The organism is Streptomyces sp. YPW6 (assembly GCF_018866325.1).
In the GTDB taxonomy this organism is placed as follows: domain Bacteria; phylum Actinomycetota; class Actinomycetes; order Streptomycetales; family Streptomycetaceae; genus Streptomyces.
The window spans coordinates 7164850-7186281 of record NZ_CP076457.1 but is presented as its reverse complement, the minus strand read 5'-3'; the positions used below and the strand labels follow the sequence as shown (position 1 = coordinate 7186281).

At 71.0% G+C, this 21432-nt stretch carries 22 protein-coding genes; 8 read left to right on the top strand and 14 right to left on the bottom strand.

Annotated features, from left to right (window positions below; translation table 11 throughout):
* Window positions 1-31 precede the first annotated feature (31 nt).
* Entirely contained in the window at window positions 32-1003 is a 972-nt protein-coding gene (locus KME66_RS31455; RefSeq protein ID WP_216328351.1) for a DUF1702 family protein, read from the bottom strand.
* A gap of 263 nt (window positions 1004-1266) precedes the next feature.
* On the opposite strand from KME66_RS31455, the gene KME66_RS31450 reads away from it, so the two are divergent.
* Entirely contained in the window at window positions 1267-2019 is a 753-nt protein-coding gene (locus KME66_RS31450; protein WP_216328350.1) for a DUF899 domain-containing protein, read from the top strand.
* Window positions 2020-2080: 61 nt separating this feature from the next.
* Here KME66_RS31450 and KME66_RS31445 read toward each other — a convergent pair whose 3' ends face one another.
* From KME66_RS31445 to KME66_RS31415, 7 genes are all read right to left on the bottom strand, one after another.
* The gene (locus KME66_RS31445) at window positions 2081-3172 is read right to left on the bottom strand and encodes a ScyD/ScyE family protein (protein ID WP_216328348.1); all 1092 of its coding nucleotides are present in this window, start codon (window positions 3170-3172) and stop codon (window positions 2081-2083) included.
* A 17-nt stretch (window positions 3173-3189) separates the two neighbouring features.
* Window positions 3190-3987, bottom strand: coding sequence for a class I SAM-dependent methyltransferase (locus tag KME66_RS31440; RefSeq protein ID WP_216328346.1), 798 nt, complete (start codon window positions 3985-3987; stop codon window positions 3190-3192).
* Entirely contained in the window at window positions 3984-4718 is a 735-nt protein-coding gene (locus KME66_RS31435) for an SDR family oxidoreductase (RefSeq protein WP_216328344.1), read from the bottom strand. Before KME66_RS31435 ends, KME66_RS31440 begins: the two co-directional genes overlap by 4 nt.
* 37 nt (window positions 4719-4755) lie before the next feature.
* Window positions 4756-5226 (bottom strand): SRPBCC domain-containing protein, encoded by a 471-nt coding sequence (locus KME66_RS31430; RefSeq protein WP_216328342.1) that lies wholly within the window; start codon window positions 5224-5226, stop codon window positions 4756-4758.
* 37 nt (window positions 5227-5263) lie between these two features.
* Entirely contained in the window at window positions 5264-5776 is a 513-nt protein-coding gene (locus tag KME66_RS31425; protein ID WP_253208528.1) for an SRPBCC family protein, read from the bottom strand.
* 84 nt (window positions 5777-5860) lie between these two features.
* A complete protein-coding gene (locus KME66_RS31420; protein ID WP_253208527.1) occupies window positions 5861-7063 on the bottom strand; it encodes a sugar MFS transporter in 1203 nt (400 codons plus the stop codon).
* A 71-nt stretch (window positions 7064-7134) separates the two neighbouring features.
* Window positions 7135-7569 (bottom strand): DUF1428 family protein, encoded by a 435-nt coding sequence (locus KME66_RS31415; RefSeq protein ID WP_216328340.1) that lies wholly within the window; start codon window positions 7567-7569, stop codon window positions 7135-7137.
* 511 nt (window positions 7570-8080) lie between these two features.
* On the opposite strand from KME66_RS31415, the gene KME66_RS31410 reads away from it, so the two are divergent.
* Complete coding sequence (locus tag KME66_RS31410) at window positions 8081-8725, top strand: helix-turn-helix domain-containing protein (RefSeq protein ID WP_253208526.1); 645 nt, start codon at window positions 8081-8083, stop codon at window positions 8723-8725.
* A gap of 124 nt (window positions 8726-8849) precedes the next feature.
* Here KME66_RS31410 and KME66_RS31405 read toward each other — a convergent pair whose 3' ends face one another.
* Entirely contained in the window at window positions 8850-10046 is a 1197-nt protein-coding gene (locus KME66_RS31405) for a HEAT repeat domain-containing protein (RefSeq protein ID WP_216328336.1), read from the bottom strand.
* A 178-nt stretch (window positions 10047-10224) separates the two neighbouring features.
* Here KME66_RS31405 and KME66_RS31400 point away from each other — a divergent pair, with 178 nt between their 5' ends.
* Window positions 10225-11535: an AarF/UbiB family protein gene (locus KME66_RS31400; protein WP_253208525.1), complete on the top strand. Its 1311-nt coding sequence runs from the start codon at window positions 10225-10227 to the stop codon at window positions 11533-11535.
* A gap of 96 nt (window positions 11536-11631) precedes the next feature.
* Here the strand turns inward: KME66_RS31400 and KME66_RS31395 are convergent, their stop codons facing one another.
* Together KME66_RS31395 and KME66_RS31390 are read right to left on the bottom strand one after the other, a co-directional pair.
* Window positions 11632-12345: a maleylpyruvate isomerase family mycothiol-dependent enzyme gene (locus tag KME66_RS31395; RefSeq protein WP_216328332.1), complete on the bottom strand. Its 714-nt coding sequence runs from the start codon at window positions 12343-12345 to the stop codon at window positions 11632-11634.
* A 27-nt stretch (window positions 12346-12372) separates the two neighbouring features.
* Window positions 12373-12924 (bottom strand): carboxymuconolactone decarboxylase family protein, encoded by a 552-nt coding sequence (locus KME66_RS31390; protein WP_216328330.1) that lies wholly within the window; start codon window positions 12922-12924, stop codon window positions 12373-12375.
* A gap of 397 nt (window positions 12925-13321) precedes the next feature.
* Between KME66_RS31390 and KME66_RS31385 the strand changes: the two genes are divergently transcribed.
* Window positions 13322-13885, top strand: a complete 564-nt coding sequence (locus tag KME66_RS31385; protein WP_216328328.1) for a hypothetical protein — start codon at window positions 13322-13324, stop codon at window positions 13883-13885.
* A 4-nt stretch (window positions 13886-13889) separates the two neighbouring features.
* Window positions 13890-14366 carry a hypothetical protein gene (locus tag KME66_RS31380; protein ID WP_216328326.1) on the top strand — a complete coding sequence of 159 codons (477 nt, stop codon included), beginning with the start codon at window positions 13890-13892 and terminating at the stop codon, window positions 14364-14366.
* Here the strand turns inward: KME66_RS31380 and KME66_RS31375 are convergent.
* Window positions 14329-15834 carry an FUSC family protein gene (locus KME66_RS31375; protein WP_216328324.1) on the bottom strand — a complete coding sequence of 502 codons (1506 nt, stop codon included), beginning with the start codon at window positions 15832-15834 and terminating at the stop codon, window positions 14329-14331. The two genes, KME66_RS31380 and KME66_RS31375, sit on opposite strands and share 38 nt — an antisense overlap.
* Window positions 15835-16159: 325 nt before the next feature.
* Here KME66_RS31375 and KME66_RS31370 point away from each other — a divergent pair, with 325 nt between their 5' ends.
* Both KME66_RS31370 and KME66_RS31365 read left to right on the top strand, forming a co-directional pair.
* On the top strand, window positions 16160-16663 hold the full coding sequence (locus KME66_RS31370) for an Lrp/AsnC family transcriptional regulator (protein ID WP_216328322.1): 504 nt from the start codon (window positions 16160-16162) through the stop codon (window positions 16661-16663).
* Window positions 16664-16973: 310 nt separating this feature from the next.
* On the top strand, window positions 16974-18245 hold the full coding sequence (locus tag KME66_RS31365) for a serine/threonine-protein kinase (protein WP_253208524.1): 1272 nt from the start codon (window positions 16974-16976) through the stop codon (window positions 18243-18245).
* Window positions 18246-18326: 81 nt separating this feature from the next.
* Here KME66_RS31365 and KME66_RS31360 read toward each other — a convergent pair whose 3' ends face one another.
* Both KME66_RS31360 and KME66_RS31355 read right to left on the bottom strand, forming a co-directional pair.
* The gene (locus KME66_RS31360) at window positions 18327-19319 is read right to left on the bottom strand and encodes an aldo/keto reductase (RefSeq protein ID WP_216328318.1); all 993 of its coding nucleotides are present in this window, start codon (window positions 19317-19319) and stop codon (window positions 18327-18329) included.
* A 112-nt stretch (window positions 19320-19431) separates the two neighbouring features.
* The gene (locus KME66_RS31355; RefSeq protein WP_216328316.1) at window positions 19432-20337 is read right to left on the bottom strand and encodes a family 16 glycosylhydrolase; all 906 of its coding nucleotides are present in this window, start codon (window positions 20335-20337) and stop codon (window positions 19432-19434) included.
* A 307-nt stretch (window positions 20338-20644) separates the two neighbouring features.
* On the opposite strand from KME66_RS31355, the gene KME66_RS31350 reads away from it, so the two are divergent.
* Window positions 20645-21211, top strand: a complete 567-nt coding sequence (locus tag KME66_RS31350; RefSeq protein WP_073225000.1) for a DNA polymerase ligase N-terminal domain-containing protein — start codon at window positions 20645-20647, stop codon at window positions 21209-21211.
* Window positions 21212-21432: the final 221 nt, after the last annotated feature.

The window sequence follows — 21432 nt, the reverse complement described above, 5'->3', positions numbered from 1 at the left end:
ATAGAGGCGGGATCGCACGGTGGACACGTGTCTAGCTCCTTCCCTCGCGGTCGATTGCTCCGGCTATGTGCTGACGCCATGTCTCGTACGCGGGGGCGTCCGACCGGTCGGACGCCCCCGGCCGCAGTTCTCGGCAGACACCCGCCGCCTCGTGCGGCTTCATTCCGCACAGCACCTCGGTGGCGAGCTCGGTGTGAGGGACCGTCAGGCCGGCCTTCTCGCGCGCCTCCGCGGCGAACGCCGAGCCCTGGAGGAGCTGCGGCCGGTAGGCGCCCGCGTTCTCCCGCAGGCGCAGCAGTTCGTCCGCACCGGCGCCGCCCGCGTAGGTCGCGGCCAGTCCCACCCCACTGAACAGGTCACCGCGCCGGGACGGCGGGAAGGCCTCGACGAGCGCCTGTACGGCGTCGACGTCGGTGCCGCCGACGAACCACAGCGCCCGGCCGATTCCCTGGTCCACCGCGCGTTGCGCGTAGGACGCCTGCCCCTGCGGCCAGGGCAGCCTCCGCTCCTGGTGCTGGGCGTGGACGTAGCGCCCGGTGTGGAAGTAGGCCTGGTGGAAGCCGTATCCGTCCAGGATCAGCCATCTGAGGAGCGGGTCCGTCTTCCGGATGTCGGGGTGCAGCATCCGCGGCAGCCGTGCCATGGCCCAGCCGACACCCACGTAGGCCATGTAGACGTGCCGGCCACCACGCCCGGCCAGCAGACCGCTCAGGCGCCGTCCTCTGCCGCCGGGCAGCGCGTCCATGACGGAGCACGCCATGGCCGCACCCTCGTAGGCGAATCCGCGGAACTGCCTGGGAATCGCTTCCAGTCGGGGCTCCGCGGCTTGCGAATGAGGCGCTTCGGCGATGTGCCCGTAGCCTTCGAGAAAGCTCCGCCCCACGGATTCCAGCAGTTCCCGGGCCGCCGGGTCTTTTTCCCGGAATCCGCGCTCTTCCAGACTGATGTTGGACAGGGCGGGGGTCAGTATTCTGCGCCGGAGCGCACGTAATCCAGCCGTCACTGTGCGGTACCCCCTCGTTTGGGTGCCTGCAGGCCGGTGCGGAAAAAACTATGCCGAATGTACCCGGGGGTTCCGGTCCGCTGTCCACTCCAAATGTGCGCTCCCCATTCCCGGTTCTGCGCGCCGGCTCGCGTGAGCACGGTTTCGAACACCGGAAGGGGGCCGAATGCACTGAGTGCCGCCGTCGGCGCCGAGCGCTGCGTCCGCGGCGCTTCCGGTAGGGTTCCCTGTGCTGGGAAAGCACGACGAAGGCGAGGCCAGAAATGAACCGTCCGGCGATTGTGTCCAGGGAAGAATGGTTAGCAGCCCGGAAGGAACTACTGGCACGGGAGAAGCAGTTCGACCGGGAACGGGACGCTCTCAGTGCACAGCGCCGCTCCCTGCCGATGGTCGAGATCACCGAGCCGTACGTCTTCGACGGGCCGAACGGCCCGGCCACGCTCGTCGATCTGTTCGACGGCCGCGGTCAGCTGATCGTCTATCACTTCATGCTCGCACCCGACTGGGACGCCGGCTGCACCGGGTGTTCCCTCCTCGCCGACAACATCGGCCACCTGGCGCACCTGAACGCGGCACGAACCTCATTCGCCGCGGTATCCCGGGCACCGCTCGCGAACATCACGAAATTCCGCGACCGCATGGGATGGAATTTCCCGTGGTTCTCCTCGCACGGAACGTCGTTCAACTACGATTTCCACGTCACGATGGATGAATCCGTGACCCCCGTTCTCTTCAACTTCCGCACAGAAGAAGAACTGCGGGAGGCCGGGATCGGTTCCTGGGCCCTGAGCGGCGAGCAGCACGGCCTCAGCGTCTTTCTCCGCGAGGACGACCGGGTTTTCCACACCTACTCGACCTACTCGCGCGGTACCGACCTCCTCAACGGCACCTTCAATTACCTGGACCTGACCCCCCTCGGGCGTCAGGAGGAGGCCGGAATCATGAACTGGGTCCGCCACCACGACGACTACGGCCCCCGGACCGCGGCGGACGGCTGCGACCACTGCGACTCCTGACGCCAGGTGGTTCCGGGCCGCCGGCGGGGCGGAGTGGACGCTCCCGCCGGCGGCCCGGGGGTCATCGGCGCGGACGCAGCCGCAGGAGCTGGCCGTCCGCCTCGCCGAGCGAGGTCGTCCGGTTGGTCAGGTAGATGTCGCCGTTGGGGGCGACGGTCACCCCGCCGGGGTGCTCCAGCCCCTCCCGCGCCAGCACCGTCCGGCTCCCGTCCCACTCGACCCGGACCAGTCGCCCGGTGCGGTCGGGCGAGTCGAAGCCCTTCTCCGCCAGTTCGAGCACCAGCATCCGCCCCTGGCGGTCGAAGGCGAGGTCGATGACGCCGGTGAACCCGCTCGTCACCACGACCGGCTTCCGTCCGGGCGCCATACGCCAGATCCGGGCCTTGCCCAGCTGGGTGGGCTCGCCGCTGTACTCGCTGATGTAGAAGGCCCCGTCGGGGCCCCGGACGATGGCCGACGGCACGGATTCGAGCGGCTTTCCGTCAACGATCTGGTCGGGCATCGGGGCCACCATACGGACCGATCCCCTGTCGGTCACCGAGAGGATGGTGTTGCCGCCGGCCTCCGCGACCAGGACTCCGCCCGGCACCCGGACCAGGCCGTACGCGTTGGCGTTGACGTCCGCGCGGTGCGGGTTGTACCGCTCTTCGAACGCGAGAAGGTCCCCCACCGGGTGGAGTCGGCCCTTCCGGTCGATGGTGCCGGTCTGTGCGAGACCCCGCGCGGCGGGGCCCAGCCCGTCGCGTGTGGCCATCTCGCCACCGAGGCCGAAGACGACGGAGATCCGGCCGTGGCTCGCGTCGATGTCATGCAGTCCGAGCACACTGAACTCGTTGATCACCGAGGGGAGACCGGTGGCGATGCGCTTGGTCCCGTGCTTCTTCCCGGGGGTGTAGGCGGTGATGGCCCCGGTGGCGCCGAAGCAGGCCGGGTAGCCCCCCACGCCGGGCGCGCACGGGGCGGACCCGCCCCGGCCCGCCTCGGTGACCAGGACGCGCCCGGCGCGGGCGTCCCAGGTGAGGCCGCGCGGGGTCACCAGGTTCTCGGCGACCACGTCGAGCCGCCCGCCGGCCCCGGCCGGGGAGGCGGCGCCGGTCATCAAACCGCAGAACATCGCGGTGGCGAGCGTGGCGGTGCACAAACGGCGCAGCATTCAGAGCCTCCTGGGCGTCATCGTGGCAGGGAGCGGGTCGCGCGGCGGGCGGTCCAGGTCTCGCGCCGGGTGGCGTCGGTCGCCTCACGTTCGGTGTAGTTGTCCGAGACCGTGATGTCGGTGAACCCGGTGTCGCGCAGGGCGCTTTGGACCTCGTCACGGGTGAAGTGGCGTTGCGCGTGCCGCTCGACTGACCTCCGGAACAGCTCGCCCTCGGGCACGAAGAGCGACACGAGGTACTCGTAGGCGGGGGTGTCCGGCTTGTGCCGGGTGTTCCAGATGTAGGCGAAGTCACCGAAGTCCTCGCCGAATTCACCGAGGGCGGCGATCTCCTCGAAGGTGCGCCGGGTGCTCAGGTCGAACACGAGCACCCCGCCCGGCCTGAGCGCGCGGGCGAGCTGGTGCAGCGCCGTGGGGAGGGCGTCCTGGCCCGTCAGGTAGTTCGCGCCGTCGAAGCAGACGAGGGCGGCGTCGAAGGGACCCAGCTCCGCGAGCCGCTCGTCGGGGACGGACAGGCAGAGCAGTTCGGTGCCGGGGGCGGTGCGGGTGCGGGCGACGTCCAGCATCGAGGGGGACGCGTCGACTCCGGTGACCTCGAAGCCGTGCTCCTGAAGCGCTTTGATCGTCATACCGGTGCCGCAGGCGACGTCGAGAACGCTCCGCACCTCACCACCGGAATCGGCGAATCGTTTCCCCGTGAAACTGAACCACTGGTCGTACGGCACGCGGTCGGCGGCCATCCACCGGTCGTAGACCTGGGCGAGCGCGCTGTACGGAGCGCCGTACCCGTCGTCCCCCTCGGGCCGGGGGCTCACCGGGCGTCCCACGGGCCGGCCTGCGCCAGGTACCGCCGGCCGGAGACCTCCGCGGAAGAGGTCCCCATGAGCCACTTCCAGAACGGCAGTGTCACGTCCGGGGTCGGTACGCCCGTGAGGTCGAATCCGGGCTCCGCCTCGGCGTAGCCGCGCGTGCGGATGCCGCCCGGGTCGACGGACGTGACCCCTACGCCGGTGTCGGCCAGTTCCGCCGCGATGATGCGTGAGGCCTGGTCGAGGGCGGCCTTGCTGGCCCCGTAGATCCCCGCGCACGGGAACACGTCCACGGCTGCCTCGCTGGACAGGTTGACCACCAGGCCGCTGGACTCCCGCAGCAGCGGCAGCGCGAGCTGCGCCAGTGCCACGGGAGCCACCACATTGGTGCGGAGCACCTTCTCGAACGTGTCGACCGGGTGGTCAAGGAGCGGCCTGATGGGGCTGACCCCCATCTGGGAGGCGTTGTTCACGAGCCAGTCCAGGCGGCCGAGCGAGCCGGCCTCGGCGATCAGCCGCTCCCGGTGCTCGGCGTCCCCCACGTCCCCCGCCACCGCGAGGACGGTGGTCCCCCGGTCGGTGAGCCGCTTGGCGACCGCCGCCAGGTCGGCCTCCGTGCGGGCGGTGAGCACCAGCCGCCAGCCGGCGTCGGCGAGGAATTCCGCGAGGGTCTCGCCCAGCCCCGTACTGGCGCCGGTGACCAGAGCGACGCGCGAGGGGGTGCGTGGATCGGTCATGAACATCAGCTCCTGTGTCGGCGGGGCGGCGCCCCGCTCAGGTGGACAGGCGGATTCCGTGTTCGGCGTAGCAGCGGACGAGCGTGAGGGCCTCGCCCCATCCGGGCGCGCACTCTCCGTACCGGGCGAGACCGGCCGCGGTCTGCGGCAGGCCCGTCTCCACGACCGTGAGCCAGGTCCCGTCGGGATGCTCGGCGGTGGTGAAGGTGACCAGCGAGGGCGGGGTGCCCCAGGTGAACGCGAAGCGTTCGTCGGGCACGCACTCCATGACCACACCGTCGTCGGTGACATCGCTGCCGTCGTCGGTCCAGCCGCGCCAGACCAGGTGCACCGGGCTGCCCTCGGCCGGGCCGAAGACCGAGCCGTCGGTGAACCACTTGTCCCAGCCCGTACCGCTGGACAGCAGCTCGAACACGGCTTCGGGAGCCGCGCGGACCAGTGTGGAGTGCAGGATGTCGGGGACCTGAACGGCTTCCTGAGGGGTGCCGTTCTCGTCGGTGGTGCTCATGGAGTGCTTGCTCCTTGCTCTGTTCTGTTCGGTGGGTTCAGTCGGCGGACGCCGCCGCGTAGACGGGCATCAGTTCCATCCAGCGCGCGTCGGAGTCCGCCACGCCGGGGGTGCCCGCGAGGTGTGCTTCCAGGTTGTCGGTGTACATGTGCCAGCCGGCCGCGTAGTCGACCGGGTCGGCCTCCGGGCCGAACCCGACGTGCTCCAGGAGCAGCCGGGTACCGCCGTCGTCGGTGGGCGTGAGGTCCAGCCGCAGCTCGGAGTCGGTCTCGCCGGTGTAGCGCCAGGTCACCCGCAGCCGGGTGGACGGCTCCCAGGTGAGGACACGGCAGACGATGGTGTCGCCGTGCTCACCGCGGCCTTCGAGGACGTACTCCACGTCGGGCCCCGGTATCCCCTTGAGGACCGGACCGAACCAGTGCGGCAGCCGGTCCGGTTCGGTCCAGGCCCGCCACACCTCGTCGGGCGGCGCCGGAAGAACCCGGTCCAGCGTCGCCGTGCGTGCCGTGCGCGATGCCGTTCCGAGGGCGCTGAGCGATCCGCTCATCATGAACTCCGCTTCTGTGCGTGGGCGGGGAGGGGAGTGCGCGGGCCGGGCGGGGTGGAGGCGTACGGGCGGGACTCGGCAGGGACCTCAGGTCTGGGCGGCGAGCGTGGAGTCCCCGGGCTCGGCCGGAGCCGCCGCCCGGTCGGCCGCCGCGATCGGACGGCTCAGGGCGAGCACGCCGACCCCGACGCCCGCGGCGACGACCAGCACCATGGCGACGTTGAGGGAGGTGGCGTCGGAGAGCCAGCCGTAGGCCGTCGGCGTCGCGATGAACGCGGCGTAGGCGGGCACCATCATGGCCGCCGCGACGATGTTGACGCGGCTCGGCGCCACCCGGGCCGCGGCGCTGAGGCAGGTGGGCTGTACGCCGGCGATGGCGATGCCCATGAGCAGGAAGGCGAAGACGGACAGCCACAGGTCGAGGGCCGCCATCAGCAGTCCCCCCGACAGGGCGGTTCCGACCGCGGAGATCAGGAACGACTTACGGATGCCGAGGGCGGCCACCAGCCACGCGTTGATCATGCGGCCGATCATCATCGTGAGGCTGAAGAGGGCGAAGGCGGCGCCGCCGTAGACGATGGGGGCGTCGAGGAGTTGGTCGACGTAGATGACCGACCACACCTGCACGATGCTCTCGACCGCGATGCCGAGGACGGTCATGACGAAGACCACGCGGAACAGCGGGTTGCGCATCAGCTTGAGCAGACCGACATCGCCCTCGGCCTCCGCGACACCCGGCGCCTCTTCCGGCTCGTCCTGGTTGACCGGCGGGTACATGATCACGAAGGAGGCGAGGAGCACCGGCGCCATGACGACGGCGAACAGCACGGCGACCCAGCGGTAGTCCATCCCCATGCTGATCAGGGCGCCGGCGCCCAGGGCGCTGATCACCGTGCCGCCGCTGTTGATCGCGTACATCATGTTCATCACTTCGCGGCCGCCGCGGGCCTGGATCTCCATGAACACGCTGTTGGTCGCGGTGTCGACCAGCGCGGACCCGAGTCCGGCGAGGACGAAGGCGATCAGCAGACCGACGAAGTGGTCGCTCACCGCCAGCATCACGAGCAGCCCGATGAGGGCGAGTTGGCCGTAGATGCCGATCCAGCGGTGGTCCAGGTAGCGGTAGATCCGCTTGGCGGCGAGCAGGGTCACGAGCCCGACGACCGGCAACAGCAGGTGCGCGGTGCCGAAGAACCCGTCACTCAGGTCGAGGGAGCGGATGACCTCCGCCCAGGCGACCGTCATCACGCCGATGGCGATGCCGAACATGAAGAACTGGGTGCCGGACAACCAGGTGACGGCCCGTAAGTTCCATGAGGGTTCGGCTAACGCCGATTCATTTCCACCCTGGTGTTCCGTCGTCACGCTGTCTCCTGATGTGCCGGATGCCAATGCCTGTGCGGAGTACGCCGGTACTTGGCGTACTCCTCGGTGTTCAAGAGCTCGAATACCGTGCTCATCTCGCTGCGGAGAATTCGTGAGATGTCGACCGTGTTCACGAGCTTCTCGTAGAGCTCCGCCAACTCGGGGTCGGCGTCGACCCTCGGCATGACCTCGTCGTAGTGCGCCCGGTCGTGGAAGTAGGTGAGCTCCGCGTAGAGCACCTCGTCCGGCGCCACGTCGACACCGGAGGCGATGTCCGAGCAGCCGTATTTCGCCTTGGGATCGCTCACCTCCATCACCGTGCCGCCAATGGCACCGTGCCGCCGGAAAACTTCTACGGCGTCGTGGACGACAGTGCGGAAATCCTCTTCGCGTGACCTGGGCACCCTGTGCAGGAACCAGATGAGATACACGGAATCCACCACCCCAGCGAGATCTGGCCCCGAAATGGGGGCCTGGGAATCGAGCTGTCCGGCAGGAGGCTATACGAATACGTAGTGAGTGGCAAGGATCACGCCTCCCGCCCACACCCCCGCAGGGCGGCGGCTCCCGCCGCTCGACGGCTGTGCGAACGCACGGCAGGCGGCTGCCCGTCACGCCGGAGCAACCGTAAGGCGACCGCCCCGACCCACCTGCGACGCGGCGGGGCAGGAGCCGACCCGCGCCCGATCGGCAGCTCAATCTCCCTACCCAGCAGCACTGATGGGGAAAGAGCACGCTCAGGCCTGTCCGACCCGGCCCGCCCCCGCCCCGGCCGCGCGGCGGCCCGGCCCGCCCCCGCTTCTTCCGTCGGCTCCGACCCCCGGTACGGCCCCACCTCGCGGGCTCCTCGGACCGGCCCTCGGCCCGGCCCACCTGCCCCTTCGCACTCCCTTGTAAGAAGCACGAATGTTACTATCGACAACGAGAGTAAAGGAGGCCGCTGTGAAACGGGACTACGGGCAGTTCTGCGGTCTGGCTGCCGGGCTGGACATCATCGGCGAGCGGTGGACCCTCCTCATCGTGCGGGAGTTGCTGATCGGCCCCGCCCGCTTCAAAGGCCTGCTGGAGAATCTCCCCGGGATCGGGCCCAACCTGCTGACCGATCGGCTGCGGATGCTGGGCGATCACGGCCTGGTCGAGCAGACGTCGGTGGCCGACGACGGACGCGCCCGCCTCTACCGGCTCACCGACTCCGGGCAGGAACTGCGCGAACCCGTCCTCACGCTGGCGCGCTGGGGGCTGAAGTTCCTCGACGCATCGGATGCCGACGGGGCGACCCGCGCCGAGTGGGGATTCCTCGCGGTGCAGGCGATGATCGTCGACGACGCCGTTCCCCAGGTGGACGAGGTCTACGAGTTCCGGGTCAGCGACCAGACCTTTCAGATCCTGGTGCGTGACGGCCGGGTGTCCTTCGAGCGCGGCGCGGTGGCCGAGCCCTCGCTGACCATCGAGTGCGACGCCGGCACGTTCGTCCGGGTGGGCGCTCGCATGCTGTCCCCGTTCCAGGCGCTCGCCACCGGTGACGTCCGGATCAAGGGAGAGCCGGACGCCGTGCTCCGCTGCTCGCTGATGCTCGGCCTGGACTGACCTCCCCGGGACGGCGGCCCGGCCCGCGGGCTCGCCCCGCCCGTTTCGGGGCCCCCGGCCGGGCCACCACACGACGGTGCGCCCCCACGTGAGGTGGGGGCGCACCGCCGTCTCAGGACTCAGGTCACTCGGCGGCCAGCTCGGCACCGCCCTGGACCACGTCGATTTTGCCGTCGGGACGGCCGTGGCACTTGATCGAGTTCAGGGTGTAGCGGCCCGCGCCGGTGTAGTCACCCGTCTTGCCGCGGAACGTGCCGTACAGCTTGGCGTTGGTCATCGGGCCCGCGATCGGGTCCGTCGGGTTCGACAGCTGCACGTCGCCGGCGCCGACGATGCCACGGTCGAAGGTCCGGTCGAGGTTGACCGCGGCCCAGCCGTAGTAGCGGCCGCGCACGCTCTCCACGAACGGCATGTCGGCGTCGCGCAGGCGCTGCGCACGCGGACCGTCGCCCTGGATGGCCACGTCACCCTTGCGGGCGAGCGAGGTCAGCGCGATACGGCCGAGCGAGACGGGCACCTCGACCATCTCGCCCTTGCCGACGAATCCGCTCGGGTAGAACGGACGCAGCGTCTCGGACAGGTAGTTGTGCTCCAGGTTGTTGCCGTCGTACTCGACGCTCAGTCCGCGGAACGGGAAGATCTCGTAGTGGCACGAGCCGTCCTCGTTCAGGCCCTTGAGCTCCTTCTCGACCGTGAGGTCGGTCCGGATCGTCTCGACGTTGGTGCTCGCGAGCACCCGGCCGAGGATGGAGTCGAACCACAACGGCGAGAGCACCGCGCGGACCGCACCGACGCCGGGGGTCATGATGACGACCCGGCCGCCGATGATGAGCGGCACCGTCTGGTCGAAGTACCCGGTCTCCTCGACCTCGGCCTCGTTGTACACCCGCGGCTGCTTCACGCCGGTGATGTCACCGGTGAGCACGCGCGCCCAGTCGGCCACCTCGGGGTCGTCGTCCGTGGCGTACTTCTCGAAGACGCCCAGAGCCCGCGGACCGGCCGAACGCAGGGCCAGCCACAGCGCCCCCGAACGAACCAGGCGGTCCTTCTCGGTGGCGATGGTGTCGGAGATGAACGCCAGGCTCTCCTCCGGGTTGCGGTCGGCGAGCTCCCAGAGCGCGCGCTCGCGCTCCAGGGGGCTCTCGTGCCCTTCCGTGACCTCCCGGAGCTCGCTGTCGCTACGGGTGTCGTACGGCAGGAACTTCTCGGTGATCGGCCGGGCGAAGTCCAGGTACTCCGCGGGGTCGTTGTACCGGGCGGCCGGCGGCGGCGTGAGGGCCACCAGGCCTTCCTGCATCCGGGATTCGATCGATTGGGTCATGTTTCCTCCGCAGTTAGGTAGTGCACCCCATGCGAGGTAGCTATATGAAAACTAAGTCACATGAGCCTGTCAAGGACGTGCATCCCGGGATCACTTGACAGATACTGGGGTCCGTAGATCATCAACTTAAGGAACGTGTGGCCATATGGAGCGAGCTGAACGTCCTGATCTGCCTTCCGTGACCACCACAGCGGCCCTGCTGCGCCTGGGCCGGATCCTGTCGACCGTCTCCGCCGGCACTGCCCGCCACCTGGTACGACACTCCTGGCGGCGGCTGCGTGGACGGCCCACCACCGCCGCCGACTGGCCCGAGGAGCTCTCCCGGATCGTCGAGCGGCTGGGCCCGGCCTTCATCAAGTTCGCCCAGATAGCCAGCACCCGCGAGGACGTCCTGCCGCCTCGCGCCTGCGCGGCGCTCAAACGCCTTCACGACAGCGTCGAACCCATGCGCACCCAGGACGTCCACCGGGTGCTGGCCGCACATCTCGGCCCGGGGCGAGCCGAGATGCTGACCGATTTCCGTCCCGAACCCCTGGGATCGGGCAGCATCGCCTGCGTCTATCCGGCCCGGCTCAGCGACGGGACCCAGGTGGCCGTCAAGCTCCGCCGCCCCGGCATCACCGACACGGTCCGCCGCGATGTCGCCATCCTCAGCACGGTCTTCGCGCTCGCGGGCCGTCTGCCGGGGCTGCGCGGAGCCCCGCTCGCGGGCATGGCGCAGGCCGTCGGGGCGAGTGTGCTGCGCCAGCTCGACCTCGGCACCGAGGCGCGCAACCTCGCCCTGCTCCGCGACGACCTCTCCACCCTCACGTTCGTCGCCGTACCCGCGCCGGTGAGCGCGCTGTGCTCGGACGCCTGCGTGGTGATGGACTTCGTGCCCGGGGTGCGCGACCACGTCGAGGTGAGCGAGTTGAGCCAGGAGCGTCGCCGGGCCCTCGCCGACCAGACGCTCCGGGCCGTCTTCGAGATGCTGTTCTGCACCGGACTGGTCCACTGCGACCTGCACCCCGGCAACCTGCGCCTGACCCGCACCGGTTCCGTGGTCGTCCTCGACGCCGGATTCGTCTACCGCGTCCCCGAAGTCGTACGGGAGAACCTGGCCCTGTTCTTCCTCAACCTCGGCTTCCGCAACGGCCCCCGGTGCGCCGAAGCGGTCCTGGCCAGCGCCGAACAGGTCGACCGGCGCAGCGACACCGCCGCCTTCACCGCGGACATGACCCGCCTCGTCGGCCGGTACGGCGGCACCACCGCCCGCGACTTCGACCTGATCGCCTTCTCCACCGAACTGTTCGCCAGCCAGCGGCGCAACGGCATCTACGCCTCGTCGGAGTTCGTGTTCCCGCTCCTCGCGCTCCTCATGGTGGAGCAGACGGTCCGCCGCCTCGACCCCGACGTGGACTTCCAGGCCATCGCCCGCCCCATCGTGTTCCGCGCGGCGTCCGGCCGCCCCGCCGGGGAGCGCCGCCGCCGGCTGGAGAACGCGGGCTGAGGGAGCGGCCCCGCGGGAATCCGGGGCCTCGCTCCGGTGACGGCCGCCACCCGGCGTGCGGGGCGGCGGCCGTCACCGGGTGCGGGAGGGACGGAGTTACGCCGAAGCGAGGGGCGCCGCCTCCTCGACGGTGCGCGTCGCCGGAGTGAAGGGGCCCCACGTGAACGCGGGCAGCCATGGCGCCGGCGAGGCGCTCCAGGACAGCTCGCCGATCTGCCGGACCGTACGGCGCCCGGTCAGCGCGCGAAAGACCTCCAGGCTCTCGCCGCGCAGTGTGACGGCGGGTTCGCCCTGCCCGGCCGTCCACTCCCGGTCGGGCGTCCGGACGCGCAGTGCCGGCAGGCCGTGGCCGTGCAGCGACAGCGTGAAGCCCATGACGGCGAGATCCAGCGCGTCGGCGAGGGCGGGGGACCTTTCGGGCGGCGGCAGCCCCAGGGCCGTACGGAGGTCGAGCTCGTGCGAGAGCGCGTCGAGCGGGAGGATGCGGCGACGCAGCCGGTCCGCGCGCGGCAGGACGTCCGGCAGCCGCTCCTCCAGCACGGCCCAGGTGGCGACGAGTTCGTCGATCGGTATGCCGGGAGGCGGAGGTGGGGGTTCGCTGATCTCACCCGGCGCCTCGTCGACGGCCATCCGGCAGACCAGGACGAGGTGCCCGACGAGATCGCGCACACTCCAGCCGGGGCAGGTCGGCACGGGCACTTCCGCGACCGACGGGCCCGAGGTGACGAGTCGGGTGATGTTCAGCCGGCAGGCGCGGTAGGCGAGGTGGTGGTCGGGGTCCGGCGGCGGTTCGGCGGTCGTGTCCGTCATATAGCGGCCTCCTGCTTCCGGGTCGGGTCAGGCGCCCTGGACGGTCCCGGCACGGTAGCCGTCCGTCACGATCCGCAGGGCGGCGTGCTCGTAGTACGCGTCGTCGTCGGGCAGTTCGGTCGCGAGACCGCTGACGTAGCGGTTGTACATGCAGAACGCCGCGGCGATCAGCACCGTGTCGTGCAGGTCCGTGTCGTCCGCGCCCTCGGCCCGCGCCGCCGCGATCGCCTGGTCGGAGACCGGACGGGCGGCGCTCTGGACCTCCGCGGCCACGGCCAGCAGCGCACGCAGCCGGGCGCTGATCGGTGCGGTGCCGGGGTCGGCGAGCGCGTCGCGGACCAGTTCACGGCCCCCCGCGAGTTGCGCGGCGGCGAAGGCTCCGTGCGAGGAGGAGCAGAACTCGGTGCCGTTGAGCTGGGAGACGTAGGCCGCGATCAGCTCGCGCTCGCCCGGTCGGAGCGAGGACGGCGCCCTCAGCAGGGCGTTCGCCAGGTCACCCAACGGCCCCCCGGTGTCCGGGCGTTGGGCCATCAGCCCGGTGATCCCGGGCAGGTCGTTGTTCAGCGAGATGTGAGGCATGGCTCTTCCTCCGGGAGAGGGGGGAGACAGACATCCGGTGCGGACCGCACGGCCGCGGCACGCCAGGCCCCCGCGGCGATGCCAGGAAGCTAGTGAACGCTCCCGTCGGTGGCAACCGCGCCTCGAAGCGGTGAGGCTCCCGCTCCCACGGCCGGGCCCGTGCCCCTCGGCGGGAGCGAAGCGGCCGGTCCTTCCGCGATCATGTCGCTGAGCAGCGGCATCCGTTCGGCGCGCGCCGGGGGCGTCGGCGCCGCGGACGCCGGGGGCCTGCGCCGGGCCGTCCGGGAGAACGCGGGGGTTCGCGAACCGGCGTGCAAAGGAGAGCACTTCGGGAGAAGAACTCCTCCGCAGGGCCCTGGTCTAATGGGCCACCGTTCCCCACCGTGGAGGTTCAGGCATGGCCATCAGCACGGGAGCGTTACCGCACACGCTGCGAGGCGGGCTCGACTCGCTCAACGGCAGGCATCACCAACTCGGTCTGCGGATCTTCGTTTTCATCGTCGTCGCGCACTGGGCCGAACACCTGGTCCAGGCCTACCAGATCTACGTCATGGGCTGGCCGATCCCTGAGGCGCGCGGGGTGCTCGGAGTCCCGTTCCCGTGGCTCGTCACGTCGGAGTGGATGCACTACGGCTACGCCCTGGTGATGATGGCCGGCCTGTTCCTCCTGCGTCCCGGCTTCACCGGCCGTGCGGGCACTTGGTGGAAGGTGTCGCTCGGGATCCAGGTGTGGCACCACCTGGAGCACCTGCTGCTGCTGGTCCAGGCGCTCGCCGCCGTGAACCTGCTGGGCAAGGAGGTTCCCACGAGCCTGATCCAGCTGATCATGCCCCGTGTGGAACTGCACCTCTTCTACAACACCCTGGTGACGGTCCCCATGGTGGTGGCGATGTACCTGCACACCCGCGCGAACCGGCCGGACAACGCCACCGCACGGTGTTCCTGCGCGCCGAAGGACTGACCGCGTGGCGGCGAGCGGAAGAAGCCCCTCGGGGTTCGTCTCCCTCCTGCTCCTGCTGGTCGGGGTCCTGCTCTTCTGGCTGACGGTGCCGAACCTCGGCACCGCCGCCCGGGCCGCCACGGCGGACGGGCCGCGGGGCACCTTCACCGCGGCCCGCCTCGTGTGCGTGGGTCACGCCGGGCACACCTCGTGCGAGTGGTCGGGGACGTTCCGGTCGGACGACGGCACCGTGGAGCTCGCGGGCGTCAAGCTGTACGGGAGCGGCCGGGAATCCTTCGAGGCCGGCCAGACGGCTCCGGCGGTGGACGTGGGCAACGCGGGGCGGGTGTACGACCCGACCGGTTCGCGGTCGTGGATCGTCACGGTCGTGCTGGTGGTGCTCGCCTACGTCCTGCTCCTGGCGGTGGCCCGACGGCACCTGATGCCTCCGGCCCTGCCCGGGATCAGGCGGCCCTCGATGCCGCGTAGGGGGCGTGGCTGAGCGGGCTGACGAGCTCGGCGAGGGCCCGCTCCAGGTCGTGGAGGTGGGCCAGGGCCGGATCTGCGGCGGTGGCGCGGTGCGCGGCGGCGGCCGCTGCCGGAATCGCACCGGGCTGGGGAGAAGTGAGGATCTCCACCGCCGACCGGACCCGCCAGCAGGCGGCCGTGAGGCGGTCGTCGTGCGAGGCGTCCGGGTCGGCGGCGACCAGCGCCAGGCCGCGGACCTCGCGGGCGCAGTCGTCGAGCAGGGCCAGGACCTTGCGGGCGCGGGCCTTGCGGGCGCGGAGCGGGTTGAGCGGGTGGACCAGGGGGGCGAGGGAGAGCCGTACGCGCCCGAGCAGGAGTTCCAGCTCGGCGATGTGGGGCTCCGGGTCGGCCCCCGGAGTGCCCGCGAGTCGTGCGGCGGCTTGGGCGGTGCACGCGTGGACGCAGCTCAGTGCGCGCTGGATCCACGCATGGGTCGTCGCGTGCGTGGTCACGGGAAGCACCAGCAGCACCGCGAGGGCGGCCCCGAGCGCCCCGACCCCGGTCTCCGCCAGCCGCAGCACGAGCAGTTCCGGGTTCAGCACCCCCAGCAGGCCGTAGAGGAGGGAGATCATCAACGTGACGGCGAAGATCATCCAGGAGTACGACACCGCGGCCGTGTAGAAGATCCCGAAGACGCACACCGCCACCAGGACCGCCGTGCCCGTGAGGTTTCCGTGCAGGGGGACGGCGATGAGCAGCCCGGCGGGAATGCCCAGGACGGTGCCCAGGACCCGGCGGAAGCCGCGGACCAGGGTCTCGCCCCGTGAAGCGGTGTTCACGAAGATCCACCAGGCCGTGCCCACCGCCCAGTACCAGCGGTCGTGGGACAGCACCTGCCCGGCCCCCAGAGCGAACCCGCACGCCACGGTGGCCTGTACCGCCTGGCGGGTCGTGGCCCGCCCCAGCCCTCGCCCGCCCGCCGGAGCGGGCACAACCGCGGGCGGACGGCGGCGCTCGAAGCACCACAGACCGAAACGGACGGCGGACGAAACCAGTAGGGCGAGGACGACCGCGGTGAAGAGGCCGGGCAGCCGGCCGGGGGTGGCGTGCAGGAACTGGGCGACGAAGAACATCATGAACGCGAAGATGCCCAGCGCGTTCCCGCGCGGGCCCCATCGCCGCGCGAAGACCCCGGCACCGATCACCGCCAGGAACGCGGCGTCCCGGACGAGTGGTGCTTCGTGCAGCGCGCTCGCGAGCGCGAGTACGGGGAGACCGACCGCCGGCAGCAGCGCGGTGGTCACGCCCTGGGCGCGGACGTCCGCGTCGGCGACCGTGAAAAGGGCCAGAAGAGCGGCCAGACCGCCGGTGATCACGGCCACCAGCGAGTGCCCGGTCACCGCGCAGGCGGCCACCGCTCCGCCGACCCCCACGACGGAACGCGCGGCACTCCGCAAGCGCAGCCGACCCGGGTCCGGCGCCACGAACACCCTCTTCAGCACGCTTCCACCCCTCCCGCGTCACCGCAGAGCTCGCATGAAAAAGGCGCCGCGGAAGTCCGCAGCGCCATCGACCTGACCATTGCAGCATCCATCGGGCGTCTGGATCAAACCGAGCGGATTAGGCTGTACCAATGGCACAGTAGAATGGCCGATGGTCCAGCCATCAGCATGCCAACGGACCACTCCGGGGCGGGTGCGCACCCGCAGCCCGTGCCCTGCCGCGGCGGTCGGTGCGCCGGCCGCCGCACCGACGGCCCGGAGCGGCCCCCTCACTCCGGGTACGGACGTGCCCGGACGGAACGGCTCGGAAGGAGATCTGCGGATCATGGCGGTGGACGCTCTCGACACCCGCATCCTGCGCCTGCTGATCGAGCAGCCGCGTACCAGCGTCCGGGAGTACGCGCGCATCCTGGGCGTGGCGCGCGGCACGCTGCAGGCCCGACTGGACCGGCTGGAGCGCGACGGTGTGATCACCGGCACCGGGCCGGCCCTCTCCCCCGCCGCGCTCGGCCACCCCGTACTCGCCTTCGTGCACCTGGAGGTCACCCAGGGGCATCTGGTCGAGGTGGGCGACGCGCTGGCGGCCGTGCCCGAGATCATCGAGGCGTTCTCGACGACGGGGGGCGGCGATCTGCTGACCCGCGTCGTCGCCCGGGACAACGGGCATCTGGAAGACGTGATCCAGCGGCTGATCCAGCTGCCGGGGGTCGTCAGGACCCGGACCGATGTGGCGCTGCGCGAGCGGGTGGCGCACCGGGTGCTGCCGCTGGTGGAGTCCCTGGGGCGCGCGGCGGGTGACCGGCCGGGAACGGGGACCGCTCAGCTCTGACCGGAGAGGTGTCGCGGCGGACGCCGGGCGGCTCGGCGGCGGGAGTACGCCGCAGCCCGCGCGGCCGTCCCGCCCCTGGGGGCCGGGTGGTTGGCGGGCCGTCAGCCGAGCTTGGTGAAGGGGCCGTCGGGGCATCCGGGCTCCGCCGGACCGATATCCTGATCATGTCGTTCACCACACCGCCCGGGACTCCGCCGGAGACCGAGTGTCCCGGGGTGCCGACAGGCGGAGCGGGCCACCATTCGAGATAGGTGCACAGGTGCTGGTAGCTGGTCGGTACCAATTGGTATCCCCCATCGGTCGCGGCGGCATGGGCGAGGTGTGGCGCGCCACGGACGAGGTGCTGGGGCGGCCCGTAGCCGTGAAGCTCCTGCTGGGTGACCAGGCCGACGCCTCGTCGACCGCCCGCTTCCGCCTGGAGGCCCAGACAGCGGCCCGGTTGAGCCACCCGCACCTGGTGGCGGTGTTCGACTTCGGCGCCTGGGAAGACCGGTTCTTCCTGGTGATGGAGCTGGTCGAGGGGCAGAGCCTCGGAGACCTGCTGGCCTCCCAGGAGCGCGTCCATCCCGAACTGGTCGCCCGGATCGCCGGGCAGGCGGCCGCCGGGCTGGCGGCCGCGCACCGCCAAGGCATCGTCCACCGCGACATCAAGCCGGGCAACCTGATGCTGGACACGGACGGATCGGTGAAGATCGGCGACTTCGGGATAGCCCAGTTCGTCGACGATCCCTCGACCGCGCTGACGACGGCGGGTCATATCGTGGGCACGAGCCTCTACTTGGCGCCCGAGCGCGCGCTGGGACGTACCGCCGACTCCGCGTCCGACATGTACTCCCTGGGCTGCGTCGTCTATCAACTGCTGCTCGGACAGCCCCCGTTCCGCTCCGACACGGCGACCGCGACGCTGTACCAGCACGTCGACACCCCGCCGGTCCCACTGCGGGAGCGTGGCGTGGAGATCTCCCCCGCCTTCGACTCCTATCTGCTCGGGCTGCTGGCCAAACAGCCGGAGGAGCGGCCCACCGCGCAACAGGTTTCTGACTGGTTCCGCACCGACGCCTGGCGCGGCCGGCCGGAACCCCTCCCCCTGCAGGCACCGCCGTCGCACCGTGCCGTCGCCCCCGCAGCCCCGCGGCCGTCGCACCCTGCCCCGGCCGCGCCACCCGCGCCGGTCGGCCCGGCGACCTACCGGCTCCCGGGACCCACGGGGCGCAGACGGCAGGCGCCGGCCCGTTCGGCTCCGGGACGTCGGCGCAGTACCCGCGAGGCGATCCGGCGGCGCCCCAGGGTGGCGAGCGCCATCGCGGGCACGGCGACGTTCCTGGCCGCCGTGTATCTGGGGATGGTCCTGTTCTCCCCGGACTCCAGCTCCGCCGGCACCCCGGACCAGAGCCCGTCCTCGGCGCCCTCGGCCCCTTCGGCTCCCTCACAGGACGCCGGCGACGGCACTCAGCAGCAGGGCGATCAGCTGCCGGACGGTGATCAGCACAACGGCCGGCAGCAGCTCGACCAGCGGCAGGGCGGGGAGAGCGGCGAGGACGGGGACCGGGACGAGGACCAGGAGGACGAGCGGGACGACTGAGCCCCCGGCTCACCACGCCCCCGTACACCGCGCCCCTGTTCGCCGCTCTCTCCCCGTACACCGCTCCCCCGCAGGCGCTCGTCACCAGTGGCCGTGGACCTCTGCCCGGATCGACCGGTCGTACAGCTCGCGCACGGAGTCCAGCGTGCTCTGCGGCAGCGGCGGCAGGGCGGCGGCCGCCGCGTTGGCGCGGGCCTGTTCCACGGAGCGCGCCCCGGGGATCACGCTGGTGACGCCCGGTTGCTGGATGATCCAGCGCAGCGCGGTCTGCGCGGAGGTGGCGCCCTCCGGGGCCAGCTCGGCGAACTCGGCGGCCGCGGTGACGCCGGTGGCGTAGTCGATGCCGGAGAACGTCTCGCCCCGGTCGAACGCCTCGCCGTGGCGGTTGTACGTCCGGTGGTCCTCGGGGCCGAAGACGGTGTCCTTGGTGTACTTCCCGGAGAGCAGTCCGGAGGCGAGCGGGACCCGGGCGATGATGCCGACGCCTGCGGCGACGGCCGCCGGGAGGACATCGTCGAGCGGCTTGAGACGGAACGGGTTGAGGATGATCTGCACGCTCGCGACGCCGGGGCGCGCGATGGCGGTCAGCGCCTCGGCGCAGGTCTCGACGCTCACCGCGTAGGCGGCGATCCGCTGCTCGGCCACCAGGGTGTCCAGGGCGTCGTAGACCGCGTCGGAGGAGTAGACGCTCGTGGGCGGGCAGTGCAGTTGTACGAGGTCGAGCGTGTCGGTGCCCAGGTTGGCCCGGGAACGGTCGTTCCAGGCGCGGAAGTTGTCCAGGACGTAGTTCTCCGGCACCTGGTCGGCGCGGCGGCCCATCTTGGTGGCGACGAAGACGTCCGCGTCGGGGCGGCTCTGGAGGTACCGGCCGATGAGCTGTTCGCTGCGGCCGTCGCCGTACACGTCCGCGGTGTCGAAGAAGGTGACGCCGGATGCGACGGCCGCGTCGAGGACGGCGAACGCGTCGTGCTCCGCGACCTCTCCCCAGTCACCGCCGAGCTGCCAGGTGCCCTGTCCGACGACCGAGACGTCACGGCCGGTCCTGCCGAGTGTGCGCTGTTCCATGGGGATCATGCTATTCCGCTTCTCGTGCCGGACGGGGTGGGCGGGACGGGTGGGGTGGGCGGCGGCAGGAGCACCTCTGCCGCCGTCCACGCCTCCGGGACGTCCGGTCAGCCGTCGGTCGTCACGAGGTCGTCACCCGGACGTAGTCGATGACCATCTGCTGCGGGAACCGGGTCGAGCCGTCGGGGTCGCCCGGCCAGTAGCCGCCGACCGCGAGGTTCAGGATGAGGAAGAAGGGCTTGTTGAACACCCACGGGTTGCCGCCCAGGTCGGCGGGGGTGCGCCGCTGGAAGACCTGGCCGTCGACGGACCAGGTGATGGAGTCGGGCGCCCAGTCCACGGAGAAGGTGTGGAAGTCGTCGGCGAACGCCTGCCCGCCGGGGAGGGTGTACGCGGCGCCGATGCCGCCCGAACCGGAGTAGCCGGGCCCGTGCAGGGTGCCGTGGACCGTGCCGGGCTCGAAGCCGACGTTCTCCATGATGTCGATCTCGCCGCTGTTCGGCCAGCCGACGTTGCCGAAGTCGTCGCCCAGCATCCAGAACGCGGGCCAGATGCCCTGGCCGCGCGGGATCTTGATCCGGGCCTCGACATGGCCGTAGGCGGCGGCGAACGTGCCGGAGGTGTTGAGCCGGGACGAGGTGTACTCGCAGGTCCCGTACCAGCAGCGGTAGTTGCCCGGGTTCTCCTTGCGGGCGGTGATCACGAGGTTGCCCCGGCCGTCGAGAGCGGCGTTGCCGTTGCCCGGGGTGTAGTACTGCCGCTCGTGGTTGTTGACGTTGTCGCCGGTCTCGGTCCGCCACTTGCCGCCGTCCACAGCGGCACCGGCCGGCCCGTCGAACTGGTCCTCGAAGGCGACGGCCATGGTCCCCGGTCCGGGAGCCGGAAAGTCCGCGGCGGGTGCGGCGGACGCTCCACCGGGGAGTGCGGCGAGGATGGCGGAGCAACAGAGCAGAGAGGCCGCGTGGAGGGCGACGCGGCGGCGCCGGGAGACGCTGCGCGCCGTGGAGTGCGTGGGGTGCACGGTCATCACATCACTTCGCGTGGGGACACGCACATGACGGCCCTGCGCATGGCGCGGAAGACACACAAAGGGAAGGCATGTACATGACAGGTCAACGCCGAGAGGTGAACGGTTGGGGCGATCACCTCGGGCGCATATTTCACTTCTTGATTTAAGGGAGTGCCGCAGGGGCCGTCAATATCCTGGTCCGGACCGGAGAAGGAACGGCACGTCTCCATGGCATATGCGACTGAAGGCACGTGGTCCCGTCGTGCGGTTCTTTCCGCCCGGTCGCAGAGTGGAGGTAGCGACCGGGCGGCGAAGGGAGCACGACGTGGAGAACGACGGCACACCGCGGCCGCACTTCGTCGTGCAGATCCATGACGCGCGACGACTGCACTTCGACTTCCGGCTGGAGGTCGACGGGGTACTGAAGTCCTGGGCGGTGCCCCGCGGGCCGTCCGAGAACCCCAGTGACCGCAGGCTCGCCGTGCCGACGGAGGACCACGCCCTGGAGTACCGCGAGTTCGAGGGGGTCATCCCCCGGGGCGAGTCCGGGAGCGGCACGGTCATCGTCTGGGACCAGGGGACCTACCGGCCGCTCGGACACGACGGGCAGGGCGGCTCCGTCCCCTTCGCCACGTCCCTGGAGCTGGGTCACGCGACGTTCTGGCTGTACGGGTCGAAGCTGCACGGCGAGTTCGCGCTCACCCGTATCAAGAAGGGCGACGAGCCGGACAGCGGCGGCCACGAGGCCTGGCTCCTGATCAAGGCCAACGACCGCCTCGCCGTCCGCGGCAGGCCCGGTTCCCCCGACCCGTACCACGCGCGGTCGGCCCGTACGGGACGGACGCTGCACCAGGTCGCCGCGGCGGCGGCCGCCCGGGGCGGCGGGGGCTGAGAGGCCGGCAGCCGCGGCGAGGACCGGACCGCCGGGCAGGGCTTGCCCCTCAGCAACCTCCGCCGGTGATCTCGCCGTCCGTGATCTCGCCGTCCGTGATCCCGGCTAGCACGTCGGTGCGGAGCGGCCGCCGGTCGGGGCGGTGCGGCCCCGACCCCCTCGTAGCACGGCCTGCCGCGCGCGAACACGACCGGTTCGGCCCGCCGTCCCCCGCTGTCCGG